15 protein-coding genes are annotated in these 14,833 nt (G+C 64.0%); 3 read left to right on the top strand and 12 right to left on the bottom strand.

Features of this window, described 5'->3' with window-relative positions:
• The first annotated feature begins 3 nt into the window (after positions 1–3).
• Entirely contained in the window at positions 4–786 is a 783-nt protein-coding gene (gene otnI, locus B2246_RS19665; protein ID WP_286880574.1) for a 2-oxo-tetronate isomerase, read from the top strand.
• A 64-nt stretch (positions 787–850) separates the two neighbouring features.
• Positions 851–1,822, top strand: a complete 972-nt coding sequence (denD, locus tag B2246_RS19660) for a D-erythronate dehydrogenase (protein WP_286880573.1) — start codon at positions 851–853, stop codon at positions 1,820–1,822.
• Positions 1,823–1,908: 86 nt separating this feature from the next.
• Here the strand turns inward: denD and B2246_RS19655 are convergent, their stop codons facing one another.
• From B2246_RS19655 to B2246_RS19645, 3 genes are all read right to left on the bottom strand, one after another.
• On the bottom strand, positions 1,909–2,346 hold the full coding sequence (locus B2246_RS19655; protein ID WP_008650210.1) for a YbgC/FadM family acyl-CoA thioesterase: 438 nt from the start codon (positions 2,344–2,346) through the stop codon (positions 1,909–1,911).
• 61 nt (positions 2,347–2,407) lie between these two features.
• The gene (locus B2246_RS19650) at positions 2,408–3,391 is read right to left on the bottom strand and encodes a tripartite tricarboxylate transporter substrate binding protein (RefSeq protein WP_008650211.1); all 984 of its coding nucleotides are present in this window, start codon (positions 3,389–3,391) and stop codon (positions 2,408–2,410) included.
• Positions 3,392–3,522: 131 nt separating this feature from the next.
• Positions 3,523–4,488: an alpha/beta hydrolase gene (locus B2246_RS19645; protein WP_414646345.1), complete on the bottom strand. Its 966-nt coding sequence runs from the start codon at positions 4,486–4,488 to the stop codon at positions 3,523–3,525.
• A gap of 208 nt (positions 4,489–4,696) precedes the next feature.
• Here B2246_RS19645 and B2246_RS19640 point away from each other — a divergent pair, with 208 nt between their 5' ends.
• Complete coding sequence (locus B2246_RS19640) at positions 4,697–5,218, top strand: O-acetyl-ADP-ribose deacetylase (RefSeq protein ID WP_008650222.1); 522 nt, start codon at positions 4,697–4,699, stop codon at positions 5,216–5,218.
• A 30-nt stretch (positions 5,219–5,248) separates the two neighbouring features.
• Here the strand turns inward: B2246_RS19640 and B2246_RS19635 are convergent, their stop codons facing one another.
• The 9 genes from B2246_RS19635 to B2246_RS19595 all read right to left on the bottom strand — a co-directional run bounded on the left by B2246_RS19635 (position 5,249) and on the right by B2246_RS19595 (position 14,777).
• Positions 5,249–6,169, bottom strand: coding sequence for an alpha/beta fold hydrolase (locus B2246_RS19635; protein WP_017512495.1), 921 nt, complete (start codon positions 6,167–6,169; stop codon positions 5,249–5,251).
• Between the two features lie 81 nt (positions 6,170–6,250).
• On the bottom strand, positions 6,251–7,153 hold the full coding sequence (locus B2246_RS19630) for an SDR family oxidoreductase (protein ID WP_008650224.1): 903 nt from the start codon (positions 7,151–7,153) through the stop codon (positions 6,251–6,253).
• 55 nt (positions 7,154–7,208) lie between these two features.
• Positions 7,209–8,141 (bottom strand): glutathione S-transferase family protein, encoded by a 933-nt coding sequence (locus B2246_RS19625; RefSeq protein WP_286880572.1) that lies wholly within the window; start codon positions 8,139–8,141, stop codon positions 7,209–7,211.
• Between the two features lie 18 nt (positions 8,142–8,159).
• Complete coding sequence (locus B2246_RS19620) at positions 8,160–8,993, bottom strand: class II aldolase/adducin family protein (RefSeq protein ID WP_008650227.1); 834 nt, start codon at positions 8,991–8,993, stop codon at positions 8,160–8,162.
• Between the two features lie 65 nt (positions 8,994–9,058).
• Positions 9,059–10,072: an NADP-dependent oxidoreductase gene (locus B2246_RS19615; RefSeq protein ID WP_008650229.1), complete on the bottom strand. Its 1,014-nt coding sequence runs from the start codon at positions 10,070–10,072 to the stop codon at positions 9,059–9,061.
• A 55-nt stretch (positions 10,073–10,127) separates the two neighbouring features.
• Positions 10,128–10,559 (bottom strand): PaaI family thioesterase, encoded by a 432-nt coding sequence (locus tag B2246_RS19610; RefSeq protein ID WP_024569840.1) that lies wholly within the window; start codon positions 10,557–10,559, stop codon positions 10,128–10,130.
• Positions 10,560–10,651: 92 nt separating this feature from the next.
• Positions 10,652–11,434: an SDR family oxidoreductase gene (locus tag B2246_RS19605; RefSeq protein WP_008650231.1), complete on the bottom strand. Its 783-nt coding sequence runs from the start codon at positions 11,432–11,434 to the stop codon at positions 10,652–10,654.
• Positions 11,435–11,524: 90 nt separating this feature from the next.
• The gene (locus tag B2246_RS19600) at positions 11,525–13,384 is read right to left on the bottom strand and encodes an acyl-CoA dehydrogenase (RefSeq protein WP_286880566.1); all 1,860 of its coding nucleotides are present in this window, start codon (positions 13,382–13,384) and stop codon (positions 11,525–11,527) included.
• Between the two features lie 214 nt (positions 13,385–13,598).
• Positions 13,599–14,777, bottom strand: a complete 1,179-nt coding sequence (locus B2246_RS19595) for an acetyl-CoA C-acyltransferase (protein ID WP_008650233.1) — start codon at positions 14,775–14,777, stop codon at positions 13,599–13,601.
• Between the last annotated feature and the right edge of the window lie 56 nt (positions 14,778–14,833).

Genomic DNA, 14,833 nt, shown 5'->3' with positions numbered 1-14,833 from the left:
GACATGCCGCGCTTCGCCGCGAACCTTTCGATGATGTACACGGAGCACGACTTTCTGGACCGCTTTGCCGCTGCGGCAAAGGACGGGTTCCAGGCCGTGGAATACCTGTTCCCGTACGACCATCCGGCCGCCGAGATCCGCAAGCGGCTCGACGACCACGGCCTGACCCAGGCCCTGTTCAACGCGCCGCCCGGTGACTGGGGCGCCGGCGAGCGTGGCATCGCCGCGCTGCCCGGCCGCGAGACCGAGTTCCGCACGGCATTCGCGAAGGCCCTCGAATACGCTGCCGTGCTCGGCAACGACCGCGTGCACGTGATGGCAGGCATCGTGCCGGCCGACGCCGACCACGCCCGCTGCCGCGCCGTCTATATCGAGAACCTGGCCTATGCCTCTGCCTCGGCCGCGTCGCACGGCATCACGGTGCTGATCGAGCCGATCAACACCCGCGACATGCCGGGCTATTTCCTGAACCGCCAGGACGAAGGCCAGACCATTTGCCGCCAGGTGGGCGCGGCCAATCTCAAGGTCCAGTTCGACTGCTATCACTGCCAGATCGTCGAGGGTGATATCGCGAAGAAGCTCGAACGCGACTTCGCGGGGATTGGCCATATCCAGATCGCCGGCGTGCCCGAACGCCACGAACCCGATATCGGCGAACTGAACTACCCGTACCTCTTCGACGTCATCGACCGGCTCGGATACACGGGCTGGATCGGCTGCGAATACCGCCCGCGTGGCGGCACTTCGGAAGGTCTGGGCTGGATCAAGCCCTGGCTGAAGCGCTGATTCGGGCCTGTCACGGCCGTTTCCGCTCCGTACCGACCACGCCAATGACGAACACTCCGCAACCATGAACGTACTGATTACCGGCGGCGCCGGCTTCCTGGGCCTGCAACTGGCCCGTCTGCTGCTCAAACGCGGCACGCTGAACCTGGATGGCAAGGCCGTCACGATCGACCGGCTCACGCTGCTCGACGTGGTGGCGCCGCAGATCGACGATGCCCGCGTGCGCGTGGTGACGGGCGACCTGTCCGATCCCGCCGTGCTGGCGCAGGCCATCGACCGCGATACCGACGCAATCTTCCATCTGGCCGCGGTAGTCAGCGGTCAGGCCGAGGCCGATTTCGACCTGGGAATGCGCGTGAACCTTGACGCCTCGCGCGCGCTGCTGGAGACGTGCCGCCAGTTGGCGCATGCGCCGCGCGTGGTGTTCACCAGCTCGGTCGCCGTCTATGGCGGCAAGTTGCCCCCGGTGGTGCAGGACGATACCGCGCTGAATCCGCAATCGTCATACGGCGTGCAGAAGGCCATCGGCGAATTGCTGCTGTCCGACTACAGCCGGCGCGGTTTTGTCGATGGCCGCGTGCTGCGGCTGCCGACGATCAGCGTGCGGCCCGGCAAGCCGAATGCCGCGGCGTCGTCGTTCGCCAGCGGCATCATCCGCGAACCGTTGTCGGGCGTGACGGCAAATTGCCCTGTGGCACCGGAAACGCCGCTGTGGCTGCTCTCGCCACGCGGCGCGATCCAGGCGCTGGTCAACGGCATCGAACTCGATGGCGCGCGCTTCGGCAATCGCCGGGTGGTGAATCTGCCGGGGCTGTCGGTCACGGCGGCGCAGATGGTGGAAGCGCTGCGGCGCGTGGCCGGTGACGCGGTGGCCGATCGCGTGACGTGGGAACGCGAAGAGCGCATCGAGAAGATCGTCGGCACGTGGCCGGCGGCGTGGGATGTGTCGCGCGCGCGCGAACTGGGATTCGAGAGCGACGCGAGCTTTGACGACGTGATTCGGGCTTATGCGGAGGATGCGGCGGTCAAGCTCTGATCCGGTGAGGTCGCGGTCGACAGGATTGACAGGCTTGCGCTCTGCCGCGCGCGGGAGAGCGCAAGCACATCAAACATCATCCCACCTCACGCAGCAGGCTTCACAATCTCCCACGCTTCGATCCGCTCCCGCACCGATGCCGGGATCGGCGCCGATTTCTGCGTCTGCGGATCGGCGCAGACGTAGACCACCTCCCCGGTGATCAGGTGCTCGTCGCCGCGATACATTTCCACGCGGAACACCATGCTCGACCGGCCCAGCCGCGCCATGCGGCCGCGAATATCGAGCATCTCGTCAAACCGTGCCGATGCGTGGTACTCCAGCGTGGACTTGACCACAAAGATGTCCACGCCGTGGGCGCGCAGCAAGTCCTCCGGATAGCGCACGCCAATCGCGCGCCAGTACTCGGTCGAACAGATATCGCAGTAAGTCAGATAGTGGGCATTGAAGACGATCGATTGCGGATCGACCTCGGCCCAGCGCACGCGCAGTGGCATGCTGAGATGAAAATCCTCTTTGGCCATGGGGGGCGAAGCTCCAGATGAAAAAACGGGCGCCCCGTGGGACGCCCGTGTTCTACGTACCTTACTGACCCTTGCCCAGGCCCAGTTTCTCGATGATCGCGCGTTCGCGCTTGACCGTATCGGCGGCAAACGCCTGATACTGGCTGCTGCTCATGTAGTTCGGCTCCATGTCGAACTTGGCCAGCGATTCGCGGTAGTTCGGCATCTCCATGGCCTTCTTGAACGCGTCATGCAGCTTCTTCACGATCGCCGGGTCCGTGCCCTTGGGGACGACCAGACCGAACGGCGAAGCCTGGACGATGCCCATGCCCAGTTCCTTCAGCGTCGGAACGTTCGGGAAGCGCGGCGAGCGCTTCTCGCCCCAGGTGGACAGCAGGCGCAGCTTGCCGGATTCCACGTACTGGGCCCAGGCCGGGGTATCCGCCACCGACATCACGTGGCCACCCAGCAGCGCCTGCATCGATTCCGAGTTGCCCTTGTACGGAATATGCGAGAACTGCACGCCCTGGCGCATCGCCAGGTCTTCCATGGTCAGGTGGAGCGTGGTCATCGTGCCCGGCGAGCCATAGGTCAGCTTGCCCGGATTGGCCTTGGCATAGGCGATGTAGTCCTGCATCGTCTTGATCGGCGAATCGGCTGGCACGACCAGGCCGAACGAGTAGCCCGCCAGGTTGATCACATAGGTCAGGTCCTTGACCGGATCCCAGTTGATCTTGGTGGTGTACGGCAGACGGAACACCGGCATGGACACCTGGGCCAGCGTGTAGCCATCAGGCTGGGTCGACTGCATCATCTGCGCGGGCAGCACGCCACCGGCACCGGGCTTGTTCTCGACGATCACGGGCTGGCCCAGGATCTTCGATGCATTCTCGGCCAGCACACGGAACGGGATGTCCGTCGAGCCGCCAGCGGTATAGCCAACGACCAGGCGGATCGGACGTTGCGGGAACTTGTCCGCCTGGGCGTGTGCCGGCATGGCGGCAAAACTGGCCGCGACCGTGGCGGCGAGCAGGCTGGCGCGAGCGATAAATTGGCGGCGTTGCATGTGTTGAGTCTCCTTCTGCTACAAGAATGCGCGATTGCGACTTGGTTTGAATCGTGAATCGGGGCTTCCCGCCCGTTTTTCTATGAACGGGTCAGATACTCGAAAGAGCCCGATGGCGCGAGGCCGGGGCCCTATATCCCGAACGTCCTTCGCAGGGCGGCCGTGGCATCCGCATGGGCGCCTGCCACCGCGCCGATAAAACGTCCGAGCTTGAAAAAATCGTGAATCATGGTGGGGTAGTCGGTCAGGCTGGCCACCACCCCCGCTGCTTCCAGCTTCGCTGCATAGGCCACGCCCTCGTCATGGAGCGGATCGTAGCCCGCCACCGCAATCCAGGCCGGGCAGCAGTCCCTCACGTCGGCACCTTCGCCGCCCCCGTCCAGCGGAGCAAACCGCCAGTCGTCACGGCTGGCGTCGACGTCCAGATACTGCGAAAAGAACCACTGGATCATCTCTGCGGTCAGCAGATAACCTTCGGCCAGCGCTCGGTGCGATGGCGTATCCTGCCGCGCGCAGGTGCCCGGGTAGATCAGCATCTGCAGCACCGGCGCCAATCCGTGGTCCCTGGCTTCCACTGCGCAAGCCGCCGCCAGCGTTCCGCCAGCACTGTCGCCACCCAGCGCGATGCGCGTGGCGTCAGCGCCAATGCGCGCGGCTTCCTCGAACACCCAGTGCAGAACATCGAAGGCATCGTTGGCCGCCACCGGAAATTTCCACTCCGGGCCCAGCCGGTAATCGACCGACAGCACCAGGCACTCCGCACCATTGCAGAACATCCGGCACAGCGAATCATGGGAGTTGACGCTGCCCACCGTGAAGCCACCGCCATGGAAATACACCAGAAGCGGCAGCGGATCGGCCCAGCTTGCCTCGCGCGGTGCGTAAAGCCGCACCGGAATGGCATGGCCGTCGCGCGCGGTCACCTGAAGATCCTCCACGCCGTGCACTGGCGCGGGCGACAGGTCCAGAATCGGCGCGCTCTTCTCGTACGCGATCTTGGCGTCAACCGGGTCCATCGTATGGATGGCCGGCCGCTTTGCTCGCGCGATCAGGTCGAGCAACTGGGCGACCTGAGGATCCAACGGCTGCGCGGGCATGTACTGGTGTTCTATTTCTGAACGGTCGTTCGATTTCCATATCATGCCAGTGATTCCGTAGAGCAGCATTACGATTCCATGCGTTTATCCTCGCACAGACACACCTTTTGCGCGATGATCGGCCACACAGCGAAACGCCATTTCGCGGCGTATGCTTGAGAATGGGCGCCATGTCATGGCCGCCCCAACCCGGAGACCAGGAGACACCATGACAGGGGAACACTTGCAGGTCGTGCACGGCGATATTACCCGGATGGAAGTGGATGCCATCGTCAACGCGGCCAATAGCGGCCTGCTGGGCGGTGGTGGCGTCGATGGCGCGATTCATGGCGCGGGCGGCCCGGCCATCATGGACGCGTGCCGCGCGATCCGGGATGCGCAAGGCGGCTGCCCGACCGGGGAAGCCGTGATCACTACCGGAGGCCTGCTGCCTGCACCCTATGTCATCCACGCCGTGGGGCCGGTCTGGCATGGTGGCAGCAAGGAAGAGGAGACGCAGCTGGCGAGCGCCTACCGCAACAGCATCCGTCTGGCGGGCGAGCACAATCTGCGCACGGTGGCATTTCCGAACATCAGCACCGGCATTTATGGCTTCCCGCGTGAGCGGGCCGTGGACATCGCCATTGCCGCAGTGCGCGAGGCACTGCCGAAGTCCCCGTCCATCGAGCAGGTCACCTTCGTCTGCTTCGATGACGAGAACTATCGGCTCTATCGGGAGCGCTTGAGCTAAGCCCGGCGACAAGACCGGGAGGCTACGGGACTAGGGCAACGCACTGCGAATCAGCAGATTCACGCGCTCCGGCTGTTCGTGGATGATCCAGTGCGTGCCCTCCGGAATGCGCTCGAGCCGCATATCCGGCACGAATTCCTCCAGCCCGTCGACCAGCGATTTCGGCAGCGCCCGGTCGCTCTCGCCCCAGATAACCAGCGTGGGCACCCGCACGATGTACGCGGATGGATCGAGGCGCGAGATGTCGGGCGCCGGTTCTCCCGGCAAGGGCGGGTGCATCGGCGATGCCCGGTAGTAATTGACACCGCCCGTCAGCGAATGCGAGCCGCCATCGCCCGGTTGCGACCATGCCGCGTGATATTTCGCGCGAGTCTCGCCCACGAACCAGGCCGGCACAGTGGAAGCATCGCCAGTCAGCATCTTTTCCAGCAATGCGAAGTCATTGGCGGCCATGGCCTGTTCCGATCCTGGCTTGCGCAGCCAGTTCATATAGGCCGAGGCCTGCTGCTGTGCCGGGTCACTCGCCAACGCCCGCGCGAACACGTAGGGATGCGGCGAGTTGATGATCACGAGCCGCTCGACCACTTCCGGGAACTGCGCCGCCAGGTTCCAGCAGAGCGCGCCGCCCCAGTCATGCGCGACGATGACGCATCGCTCATAGCCCAGCACGCGGATGAACTGCACCAGATCCTCGACCAGATGCTTGGGCTTGTACGCTGCCACATCGGCCGGCTTGCTGGACAGATTGAACCCGCGCAGGTCCGGCGCCACCGCAAAATGCGTCTGGCCGAACTCTGCGAGCTGGTTTTCCCACTCGTACCAGAACTCCGGAAAACCGTGCACGAACAGGATCAGCGGCCTGCCCTGCTCGCCCGCACTCGCGTAATGCAAGCGCGTGCCGTTGGGCAGGTTCGCAAACTGCCGGTGGTGGATCACGGCGGGTGCAGTCATCATGGTCTCCCTGGCGGTCTCGGCCATATCGTTTGTCCGGTTCGTCCTGTTCGTGTTCGCGTTCGCAAGTTCCTGGCCAGCTCAGCCGCGCAGCGCGGCGATCAGGCCCGCCCGCACTTCGCTCTTGTCACCGAACGGATCGCCCGGATTGCGCTGGTTGACGATCTCCTCCATGCGCCGCTGGACGGAATCCAGCGATTGCGGGTGGGAGTAGATATAGAAGCCGTCCTCGCGGATCGCATCGAACGTCATCTGCGCCACGTCGGCCGCGCTGACCTTGCCCGAGCTGACCGCCTTGTCGGACAGCGCCTGCGACACCAGCTGCGAGCGCGTGGGTGGCTGATCGTTGGCCATATTGGCTGGCCGGTTACGCTGCGACTGGCTGATGCCGGTGGGCACGTAGAACGGGCACAGCACCGAGCAATGCACCTGGTCAGTGACCAGGCTCAGATCCTGGTAGAGCGTTTCGGACAACGCGACCACCGCATGCTTGGAGACGTTGTACACGCCCATGGCCGGCGGATTCAGCAGACCCGCCATCGACGCGGTATTGACGATATGCCCCTGATACCCCGGGTCCTTGCGGGCCGCCTCCAGCATCAGCGGCGTGAAGATCCGCACGCCATTGACCACACCGTAGAGGTTCACGCCGAGCACCCAGTCCCAGTCTTTCTGCGTGTTTTCCCAGATCAGGCCGCCCGCGCCCACACCGGCGTTGTTGAACAGCAGGTTGACCTCGCCGAACGCCGTCATCGCGGCATCGGCCAGCGCCTGGACTTCCTCGGCCTTCGACACGTCCGTGCGCAACCCGATCACCTGGGCGCCCTGTGACTTGAATTCGGCCACTGTGCTGTCCAGCGAGTCCTCCTGGACGTCCGCCAGTACCAGCTTCATGCCCAGCGACGCACCGATTCGCGCGAATTCCTTGCCGAATCCTGAAGCACCGCCGGTAATCACTGCCACCTTGCTCTCGAACTGCTTCATGAAACGTCTCCCTCTACTTGTCGTTCGTAGTGTTCGTAGTTCTAGTCTGGATGGGCTATGCCGCTTGTACCTGGTAATGCTGCCGCGGGAAGTGCACGTTGACAGCGCCCGCGCGCGGGTCTTGCCTACGGAGCGTGACCACATCGGCGGTAAGCGTCATGAGCACCCCGGCCACCGGGTCCTTCGCGTAGTCGGTTGGCGTGACGGTCACCGCATCACCGGCGGCGAATCCGCTGTCTGGCTGGATCGTCGTGTCATGCGCCAACGGATCATGGTGAAGTGCATCGGCCAGCGCATCCTCGGCCGGTATCACGCGCACCTTGCCGTGTCCGTGGGCCTGCATGCGCGCATACCACTCCTTGACCAGCGGATAGGCATCGAGGATCGCGGCCAGCGCCGTGGCGCGGCGGATGAACCAGATGTTGTGGTACAGCGAGAAATCTGCCACTGACAGCGTCGGGCCAGCCACATGGAGCACGCCGGCCGCGAACTGTTCCTGCAGGCGTCCGAAGGTCTCGTGCAGCATCGCGCCGGCTTCAGGCAGGGGCATCCGTAGCGCATTGGTATCGCCACGCATGGCCTTGCGATCAGCAACGAACGCCTGGATCTGGTCCTGCGTCAGATGCGCGAGCATGGCCTGCACGCCAGCAGGCTGCATGGTGTAGGTGACCGATGCCGTGAACAACGCGCTGTCGAACCAGGCAGCCATGACGCGGGACGCCGCCGCCTGGTCGGACGGATACAGCGGCGGCATCGGCGCCATCCGGTCCAGTACCTCACAGATCAGCGCCGTATCGCAATAGATGTCGGCGCCGATCTGCATGACCGGCGTGCGCCGGTACCCGCCGGTCAGCGCGACCAGATCTGGCTTTGGCAGGATCGGCGGAATCTCCACTGCGCACCAGGACAGATCCTTCGCGCCGAGCAGCAGGCGGATCTTTTCCGAGAAAGGCGACGTGGCGTACTGATGAAGAATGATGTCGGGCATCCGCGCCTCCCGTTGGAATCAGTCGAGCAGGTCCGGCTGCTCCTTCACGATGCGCGCGTAGAGCGGCTGGAACTGGAACCACCCAGCCTGCGACGTACCCACGATCGAGTACGCCTGACGGGCGGCGGCGTCGCTGATCGCCTTCGGCACGTCACCGGTACGCGCAGCCGCGGCCTCCGCCAGCAACTGCACCTGGCACGACCGCTCCATCGTGATGAACCACCACGCGGCTTCGTCGACGGTCTTGCCAACGGTCAAAAGGCCGTGGTTCTGGAGGATCGCTGCCTTGTTGTCGCCCAGCGCGTTGGCAATACGCTGACCTTCGTCGAGTTCCACCACCACACCACCGAAATCGTCATACAGCGCATGGTCGTTGTAGAAGGCGCAGACGTCCTGAGTCAGCGGATCGAGCTTGCGCCCGAGCGTCGACCACGCACGGCCAAAGGTACTGTGCGAGTGCGCGGCGGCCACGGCATCCGAGCGGGTCTGGTGCACGCGCGAGTGGATCGCGAATGCGGCGGCGTTGACCGGATAGTCGCCCTCCACCACGTTACCGTGGTGGTCGCAGCGGATCAGGTTCGACACCTTGACCTGGCTGAAATGCACGCCGAACGGATTGACCCAGAAGGTATCGCCGAACTCGGGGTCGCGCGCGGTGATATGTCCGGCCACACCTTCGTCGAAGCCGAACTTGGAGAACAACCGGAATGCCGCCGCCAGCCGCTGCTTGCGATGCAGCCGCTCCTCGGCCGGCGTGGCGAACTGGGGCGGGCGCGGCAGGTTGCGATAGCGGGCCTTGACCTCTTCCGAGAGACCGGCGCCGATCTCATCCTTGGCTTGCGGGGCATTCATGGTTGTCTCCTGTACTTTCTTTGTCTATTTGTCTATTTGCGGGGTGTGCTGCGTCGAAGGCGGCCTTATGCCAGCTTCACGAGCTGCTTGCCGAAATTCTTGCCCTTGAGCAGCCCGATGAATGCCTCGGGAGCGCTGGCCAGACCTTCCGCAATGCTCTCGCGGAACTTGATCTTGCCCTGCGCGACGTGGGTACCCAGTTCCCGCAGTGCCTGCGGCCAGAGTTCCATATGCTCGGACACGATAAAGCCCTCGATCTTCGCGCGCGCCACCAGAATCGCGCGCGGATTGCGAATCGGCATGTCCTGGCCGTCGTAGCCAGCGATCAGACCGCAAACCGCGATGCGCGCGAACGGGTTCAGGCGGGCCAGCACGACGTCGAGGATGTCTCCACCGACGTTCTCGAAGTAGCCGTCGATACCCTTCGGCGTGACCGCCTTGACCATCGCGTACAGTTCCTTCGCGTCCTTGGCAGCCTTGTAGTCCACGCAGGCATCGAAGCCAAGCTCATTGACCACGTAGTCGCACTTTTCCTTGCCGCCGGCCACGCCTACCACGTAGCAGCCGGCCAGCTTGGCAAGCTGCCCCACCACGCTACCCACCGCGCCGGACGCCGCGCTGACGACAACCGTCTCGCCGGCCTTCGGCGCGATGATCTTGTTCAGGCCATACCAGGCCGTCACGCCCGGCATCCCCACCGAACCCAGATAGGCGGACAGCGGAATGTGCGTGGTGTCGACCTTCTGCATCATGCTGCCGTCGCTCACGCCAAGCTCCTGCCAGCCGAACATGCCGATGACCTTGTCACCGACGTTCCACTTGGGATTCTTGCTGGCGATGACTTCGCCGACGGTACCGCCAATCATCACTTCATTGAGCGGCTGCGGATCGGCATACGACTTGCTATCGCTCATGCGCCCGCGCATGTACGGATCGAGCGACAGGAAATGATTGCGCACCAGCACCTGGCCGTCGGCCAGTTCGGGGACCGGCAATTCCTCGATGCGGAAATTGTCGGGGGTGACCGCTGCTTCCGGGCGCGAAGCCAGGACGATGCGCTTGTACGTTTGCTTCGACATGATCGGTTCCTTCGCTCGTTTGAGGTTAGAGAGGTATTGCGCTGGCGCGACGGGATCAGCCGTCCGCGCCCGAATCGGCCGCGCCGGATTCCCGCTTGGGTGGCACGCGCTTGATGTACTTGAACGTCCCGGATGCCTTGGCGACGATCTTGCCTTCCGCGTCGACAATCTCGCCCTCGCAGAACACCATGGTCGAGGTGCGATGCACGGCCAGGCCGCGCGCGAACACCTTGCCGCGCCCGGGGGCCATGAAGCTCGTCTTCATTTCGATCGTGACCACGCCACGGCCTTCGGCATCCAACGAACGTCCGGCGATGGCCATGGCCACGTCGAGCAGGGTCATGGTCACACCACCGTGGGCCATGTCCCAGCTGTTCTGGTGGCGCTTCTGCAGGTCGAGTTCGATCTCGCTGCGGCCGTTCTCCATGAAATTGCAGAGCACGCCGAGATCAGCGAGGAATGGGATGGTGAGTTGGCGTTGCGTCATATCCTTGGGGGCAGTGAAAAACAGATTGCGCAATTATGCTCTTTGTCTGCTTCCCTTTCCCGCGTGCTAGAAAGGGAAGCTGCCGCGCGTGATCAGACTGCGCTGACGCCCCCATCTACCGCCAGGATCTGGCCGGTGATGTGCTTGCCGGCATCCGAGGCAAACAGCAGTGCCGCGCCCTTCAGATCGTCGTCATCGCCCAGACGATGCAGCGGAACGCCTTCGCACATTTTGTCCACGCCCATGCGGTCCAGCGACCCCTGCGTCATCTTCGACGGGAAGAAGCCCGGAGCCAGCGCGTTGACGGTGATGTTGTGCTCGCCCCACTCGCCCGCCAGCGTGCGCGTGAAGTTGACCACGGCGCCCTTCGACGTGTTGTAGGCAATGGTCTCCATCGAACCCGGCGGGTTCCCGGCCAGGCCCGCGATCGACGCGACGTTGATGATCCGGCCACTGCGACGCGGAATCATTGACAGCTTGCCAATCCGCTGCGTCAGCAGGAACAGGCCACGGATGTTCAGGTTCATCACCTTGTCCCAGGCCTCGACCGGATGATCCTCAGCCGGCGCGCCCCAGGTGGCCCCCGCGTTGTTGACGAGGATATCGACGTGTCCGAGCTTCGCCAGCGCCTCGTCGGCCAGCCGGGCAATTTCGGCATCGCGCGAGCCATCTGCGGCGATCCATTCCGCCGCAATACCACGCGACTTCAGGTGTTCCTGCGCGGCCTGCAGTTCATCGGCCTTGCGGGCCGACAGCACCACGCGGGCGCCCTGTTCACCAAGTGCTTCGGCAATCTGCAGCCCCAGGCCGCGCGATCCGCCAGTAATCAGCGCTGTACGGCCCTTGAGGTCGAACAATTGCTGGATGGTCCTCATGTTGTCTCCCGTTTATCCTTCTTCGCCGCTACACAAATGAAGCGAAGCGGCACTGGCTAGACGCCAGAATCGTCTTTTAGTGGCTTGCGTTCAGAACCAGGCGTCCTGCATGTCGAGCGTCGTACGATCGAGCGATGCAAGCAGGTCGAGTTGCGGGTACACCTTCGGCAACTCGAAGTTGAAGAAGAACGCCGCCGCTGCCAGCTTGCCACGATAGAAATCGGCATCCTCGCCCTTGACGTTCGACAGCGCGGCCTGCGCTACCAGCACCTGCTCAAGCCAGATCCACGCCATGACGACATGGCCGAATGCCTCCAGATATACCGACGCGTTGGCCAGCGTGACATTCGAATCTCCGGCTGCCCACAGCGTGCGCGTGACCTCGGCCAGGCGCGCGGTGGCAGCGCCAAGCGCGCGGGCCTGCTCGCCCAGCGTCTTGTCACCCGTGGCCTGCGCGCGCTGGCAAGTGTCCTGCACGCGCTTGCCGAGCAACTGGAATGCGGCGCCGTCCTGCATCACCACCTTGCGGCCCAGCAGGTCCAGACCCTGGATACCGTGCGTGCCTTCGTGGATCGGATTGAGGCGATTGTCGCGATAGAACTGCTCGACGTTGTACTCACGCGTGTAGCCGTAGCCGCCATGCACCTGAATGGCCAGGCTGTTGGCTTCCAGGCACCACTGCGACGGCCAGCTCTTGGCGATCGGCGTGAGGATATCCAGCAGCAGCGACAGTTCGCGTTGCCGCTCGGCCTCGCCGGCCGCCTTGGCTGCGTGCTCGTCGTCGACCAGCCGCGCGCAGTACAGGTTCAGCGCCAGACCGCCTTCGACGTAGCTCTTTTGCGCCAGCAACATCCGACGGACGTCGGCATGTTCGATCAGCTTGACCTGCGGGCTCGCCGGATCCTTGCCCTGCGGGCCCACCGGGCGGCCCTGCGGACGATTGCGCGCGTAGTCCAGCGCGTGGAGGTAACCGGTATAGCCAAGTGCCACGGCGCCGAGGCCGACGCCAATGCGCGCCTCGTTCATCATGTGGAACATGCAGGCCAGGCCCTTGTGCGGTTCGCCGACCAGATAGCCGATCGCGCCGGCCTTGCCATTCGGGCGGTACTTCATGCCTTCGCCGAAGTTCAGCAGGCAGTTGGTGGTGCCACGGTAGCCCATCTTGTGGTTCAGGCCCGCCAGCACGACGTCGTTGTGCTCGCCCAGCGAGCCATCCTCGTTGACGAGGTACTTCGGCACGATGAACAGCGAGATGCCCTTCACACCCGGGATCAGCTTGCCATCCGGGCCGGGGATCTTGGCCAGCACGAGGTGGACGATATTGTCCGAGAGCTCATGCTCGCCCGCCGAGATCCACATCTTGTTGCCGCGCAGCCGATACTGCTGGCCCAACGGCGACTCGCCTTCGTAGTCGGCGCGGGTGGTGATGTCCGAGAGCGACGAACCCGCCTGCGGTTCCGACAGGCACATCGTGCCAAAGAAGCGACCTTCCAGTTCGGGGCGTACGAACGTATCGATCTGTGCCGGGGTGCCGTGCGTGAGCAGCAGGTTCGAGTTACCGATCGTCAGGAACGGGTACGAACTCGTGCCAACGTTGGCGGCCTTGAAGTAGGCGAACGCGGCCTTCTCCAGCGTGACGGGCAACTGCATACCGCCGTACTCAAAGTCCTGGCCGGCGGCCATCAAGCCCGCTTCGCAGAAGGCCTTCAGCGCGGTCTTGACTTCGGGGATGATCGTGACCGTCTCGCCATCGAAATGCGGCTCCTGGGCATCGCTTTTCTTGTTGTGCGGGGCGAACAGATCGGTGGCGATTTTCTCGCACGTATCCAGCGCGGCGTCGAACGTCTCGCGCGAGTGATCGGAAAATCGGGGAATCTGTGTCAGTTCCTCGGCCTTGAGCCATTCGTACAGAACGAAGTTGAGGTCACGACGGGAAAGAATCAGCGACATGGAATAGGAAGCTCCGGGCTGAAACGAAAGGCGGCTTGGCCTTCAGTATGCGGTGAGGGAAAAGCTCCCCTCTCCCGCCAAGCGGCAGAGGGGTTGGGGGAGCAGGCGCTGCGGCGCGGCTTGCGACAGATTGCCGCCGGAACCGGAAAGCTCGCCCCCCCGCCCCTCTCCCATTGCATGAGAGAGGGGGAACACAGTGTGTGCCCGAGATGCCTTACAGCACTTCGAACAGGCCGGCGGCACCCTGACCGCCGCCGATGCACATCGTCACCACGACGTACTTGACGCCACGGCGCTTGCCTTCGATCAGCGCATGGCCGACCAGACGCGCGCCCGACACACCGTACGGGTGACCCACGGCGATCGCGCCGCCGTTGACGTTCAGGCGATCCATCGGGATGCCCAGCTTGTCGGCGCAGTACAGCACCTGCACGGCGAACGCTTCGTTCAGTTCCCACAGACCGATGTCGTCAACCTTCAGGCCAGCCTTCTTCAGCAGCTTCGGCACCGCGAACACCGGGCCGATACCCATCTCGTCAGGCTCGCAACCCGCCACGGCAAAACCGCGGAAGACGCCCAGCGGCTGCAGACCCTTGGCGGCGGCCACGCGTGCGTTCATCACGACGGCTGCCGAGGCGCCATCCGAGAACTGCGAGGCATTGCCGGCGGTGATCACGCCACCCGGCATGGCCGTGCGGATCTTCGACACGGCTTCCAGCGTGGTGTCGGCACGGATACCTTCGTCGGCGTCGATCGTGACTTCCTTCGTCATCAGCTGGCCGGTGGCCTTGTCGGCCACGCCTGCCAGCACCGTCATCGGCACGATTTCGTCCTTGAACTTGCCGGCTTCCAGGGCAGCGGCGGCACGCAGTTGGCTCTGCACGCCGTACTCGTCCTGGCGATCCTTGCCGATGTTGTAGCGCTTGGCCACGTTCTCGGCGGTCTGCAGCATGCTCCAGTAGATTTCCGGCTTGTTCTTGTTCAGCCAGCTTTCCTGAATCATGTGGCGGTTCATGTCCTGCTGAACGCACGAGATCGACTCCACGCCGCCAGCGACGAAGATGTCGCCCTCATCGGCGATCACACGCTGCGCGGCCATGGCGATGGTCTGCAGGCCGGACGAGCAGAAACGGTTCACGGTGGCACCCGGCACGGTCACCGGGCAACCAGCGCGCAGGGCGATCTGGCGCGCGATGTTGGCGCCGGTGGCGCCTTCGGGGTTGGCACAACCCATCAGCACGTCTTCCACTTCACCGGCTTCGATCTTCGCGCGGGCGATGGCGTGCTGAACGGCATGACCGCCCAGGGTCGCGCCGTGGGTCATGTTGAAAGCGCCCTTCCAGCTCTTGGCCAGCCCGGTGCGGGCGGTGGATACGATGACTGCCTCGTTCATGTGTTGCTCCTCGGTATCTTGGTGTCTCTTGCAAACTTGCGAGAAATATTCGGTGT

Origin of the sequence: Cupriavidus sp. UBA2010 (assembly GCF_002335265.1) — a bacterium.
In the GTDB taxonomy this organism is placed as follows: domain Bacteria; phylum Pseudomonadota; class Gammaproteobacteria; order Burkholderiales; family Burkholderiaceae; genus Cupriavidus; species Cupriavidus metallidurans.
The sequence above is the reverse complement of the archived record's forward strand: the minus strand, read 5'-3'. Positions and strand labels throughout refer to the sequence as shown.

Excerpts from the sequence above, each read along its gene's own strand:
- B2246_RS19625 (WP_286880572.1), bottom strand. The coding sequence starts at position 8,141 with ATGCCCGACATCATTCTTCATCAGTACGCCACGTCGCCTTTCTCGGAA.
- B2246_RS19610 (WP_024569840.1), bottom strand. The coding sequence starts at position 10,559 with ATGACGCAACGCCAACTCACCATCCCATTCCTCGCTGATCTCGGCGTG.
- B2246_RS19605 (WP_008650231.1), bottom strand. The coding sequence starts at position 11,434 with ATGAGGACCATCCAGCAATTGTTCGACCTCAAGGGCCGTACAGCGCTG.
- B2246_RS19650 (WP_008650211.1), bottom strand. The coding sequence starts at position 3,391 with ATGCAACGCCGCCAATTTATCGCTCGCGCCAGCCTGCTCGCCGCCACG.
- B2246_RS19635 (WP_017512495.1), bottom strand. The coding sequence starts at position 6,169 with ATGACTGCACCCGCCGTGATCCACCACCGGCAGTTTGCGAACCTGCCC.
- B2246_RS19630 (WP_008650224.1), bottom strand. The coding sequence starts at position 7,153 with ATGAAGCAGTTCGAGAGCAAGGTGGCAGTGATTACCGGCGGTGCTTCA.
- B2246_RS19615 (WP_008650229.1), bottom strand. The coding sequence starts at position 10,072 with ATGTCGAAGCAAACGTACAAGCGCATCGTCCTGGCTTCGCGCCCGGAA.
- B2246_RS19645 (WP_414646345.1), bottom strand. The coding sequence starts at position 4,488 with ATGCCCGCGCAGCCGTTGGATCCTCAGGTCGCCCAGTTGCTCGACCTG.
- B2246_RS19655 (WP_008650210.1), bottom strand. The coding sequence starts at position 2,346 with ATGGCCAAAGAGGATTTTCATCTCAGCATGCCACTGCGCGTGCGCTGG.
- otnI (WP_286880574.1), top strand. The coding sequence starts at position 4 with ATGCCGCGCTTCGCCGCGAACCTTTCGATGATGTACACGGAGCACGAC.
- B2246_RS19595 (WP_008650233.1), bottom strand. The coding sequence starts at position 14,777 with ATGAACGAGGCAGTCATCGTATCCACCGCCCGCACCGGGCTGGCCAAG.
- B2246_RS19640 (WP_008650222.1), top strand. The coding sequence starts at position 4,697 with ATGACAGGGGAACACTTGCAGGTCGTGCACGGCGATATTACCCGGATG.
- B2246_RS19620 (WP_008650227.1), bottom strand. The coding sequence starts at position 8,993 with ATGAATGCCCCGCAAGCCAAGGATGAGATCGGCGCCGGTCTCTCGGAA.
- B2246_RS19600 (WP_286880566.1), bottom strand. The coding sequence starts at position 13,384 with ATGTCGCTGATTCTTTCCCGTCGTGACCTCAACTTCGTTCTGTACGAA.
- denD (WP_286880573.1), top strand. The coding sequence starts at position 851 with ATGAACGTACTGATTACCGGCGGCGCCGGCTTCCTGGGCCTGCAACTG.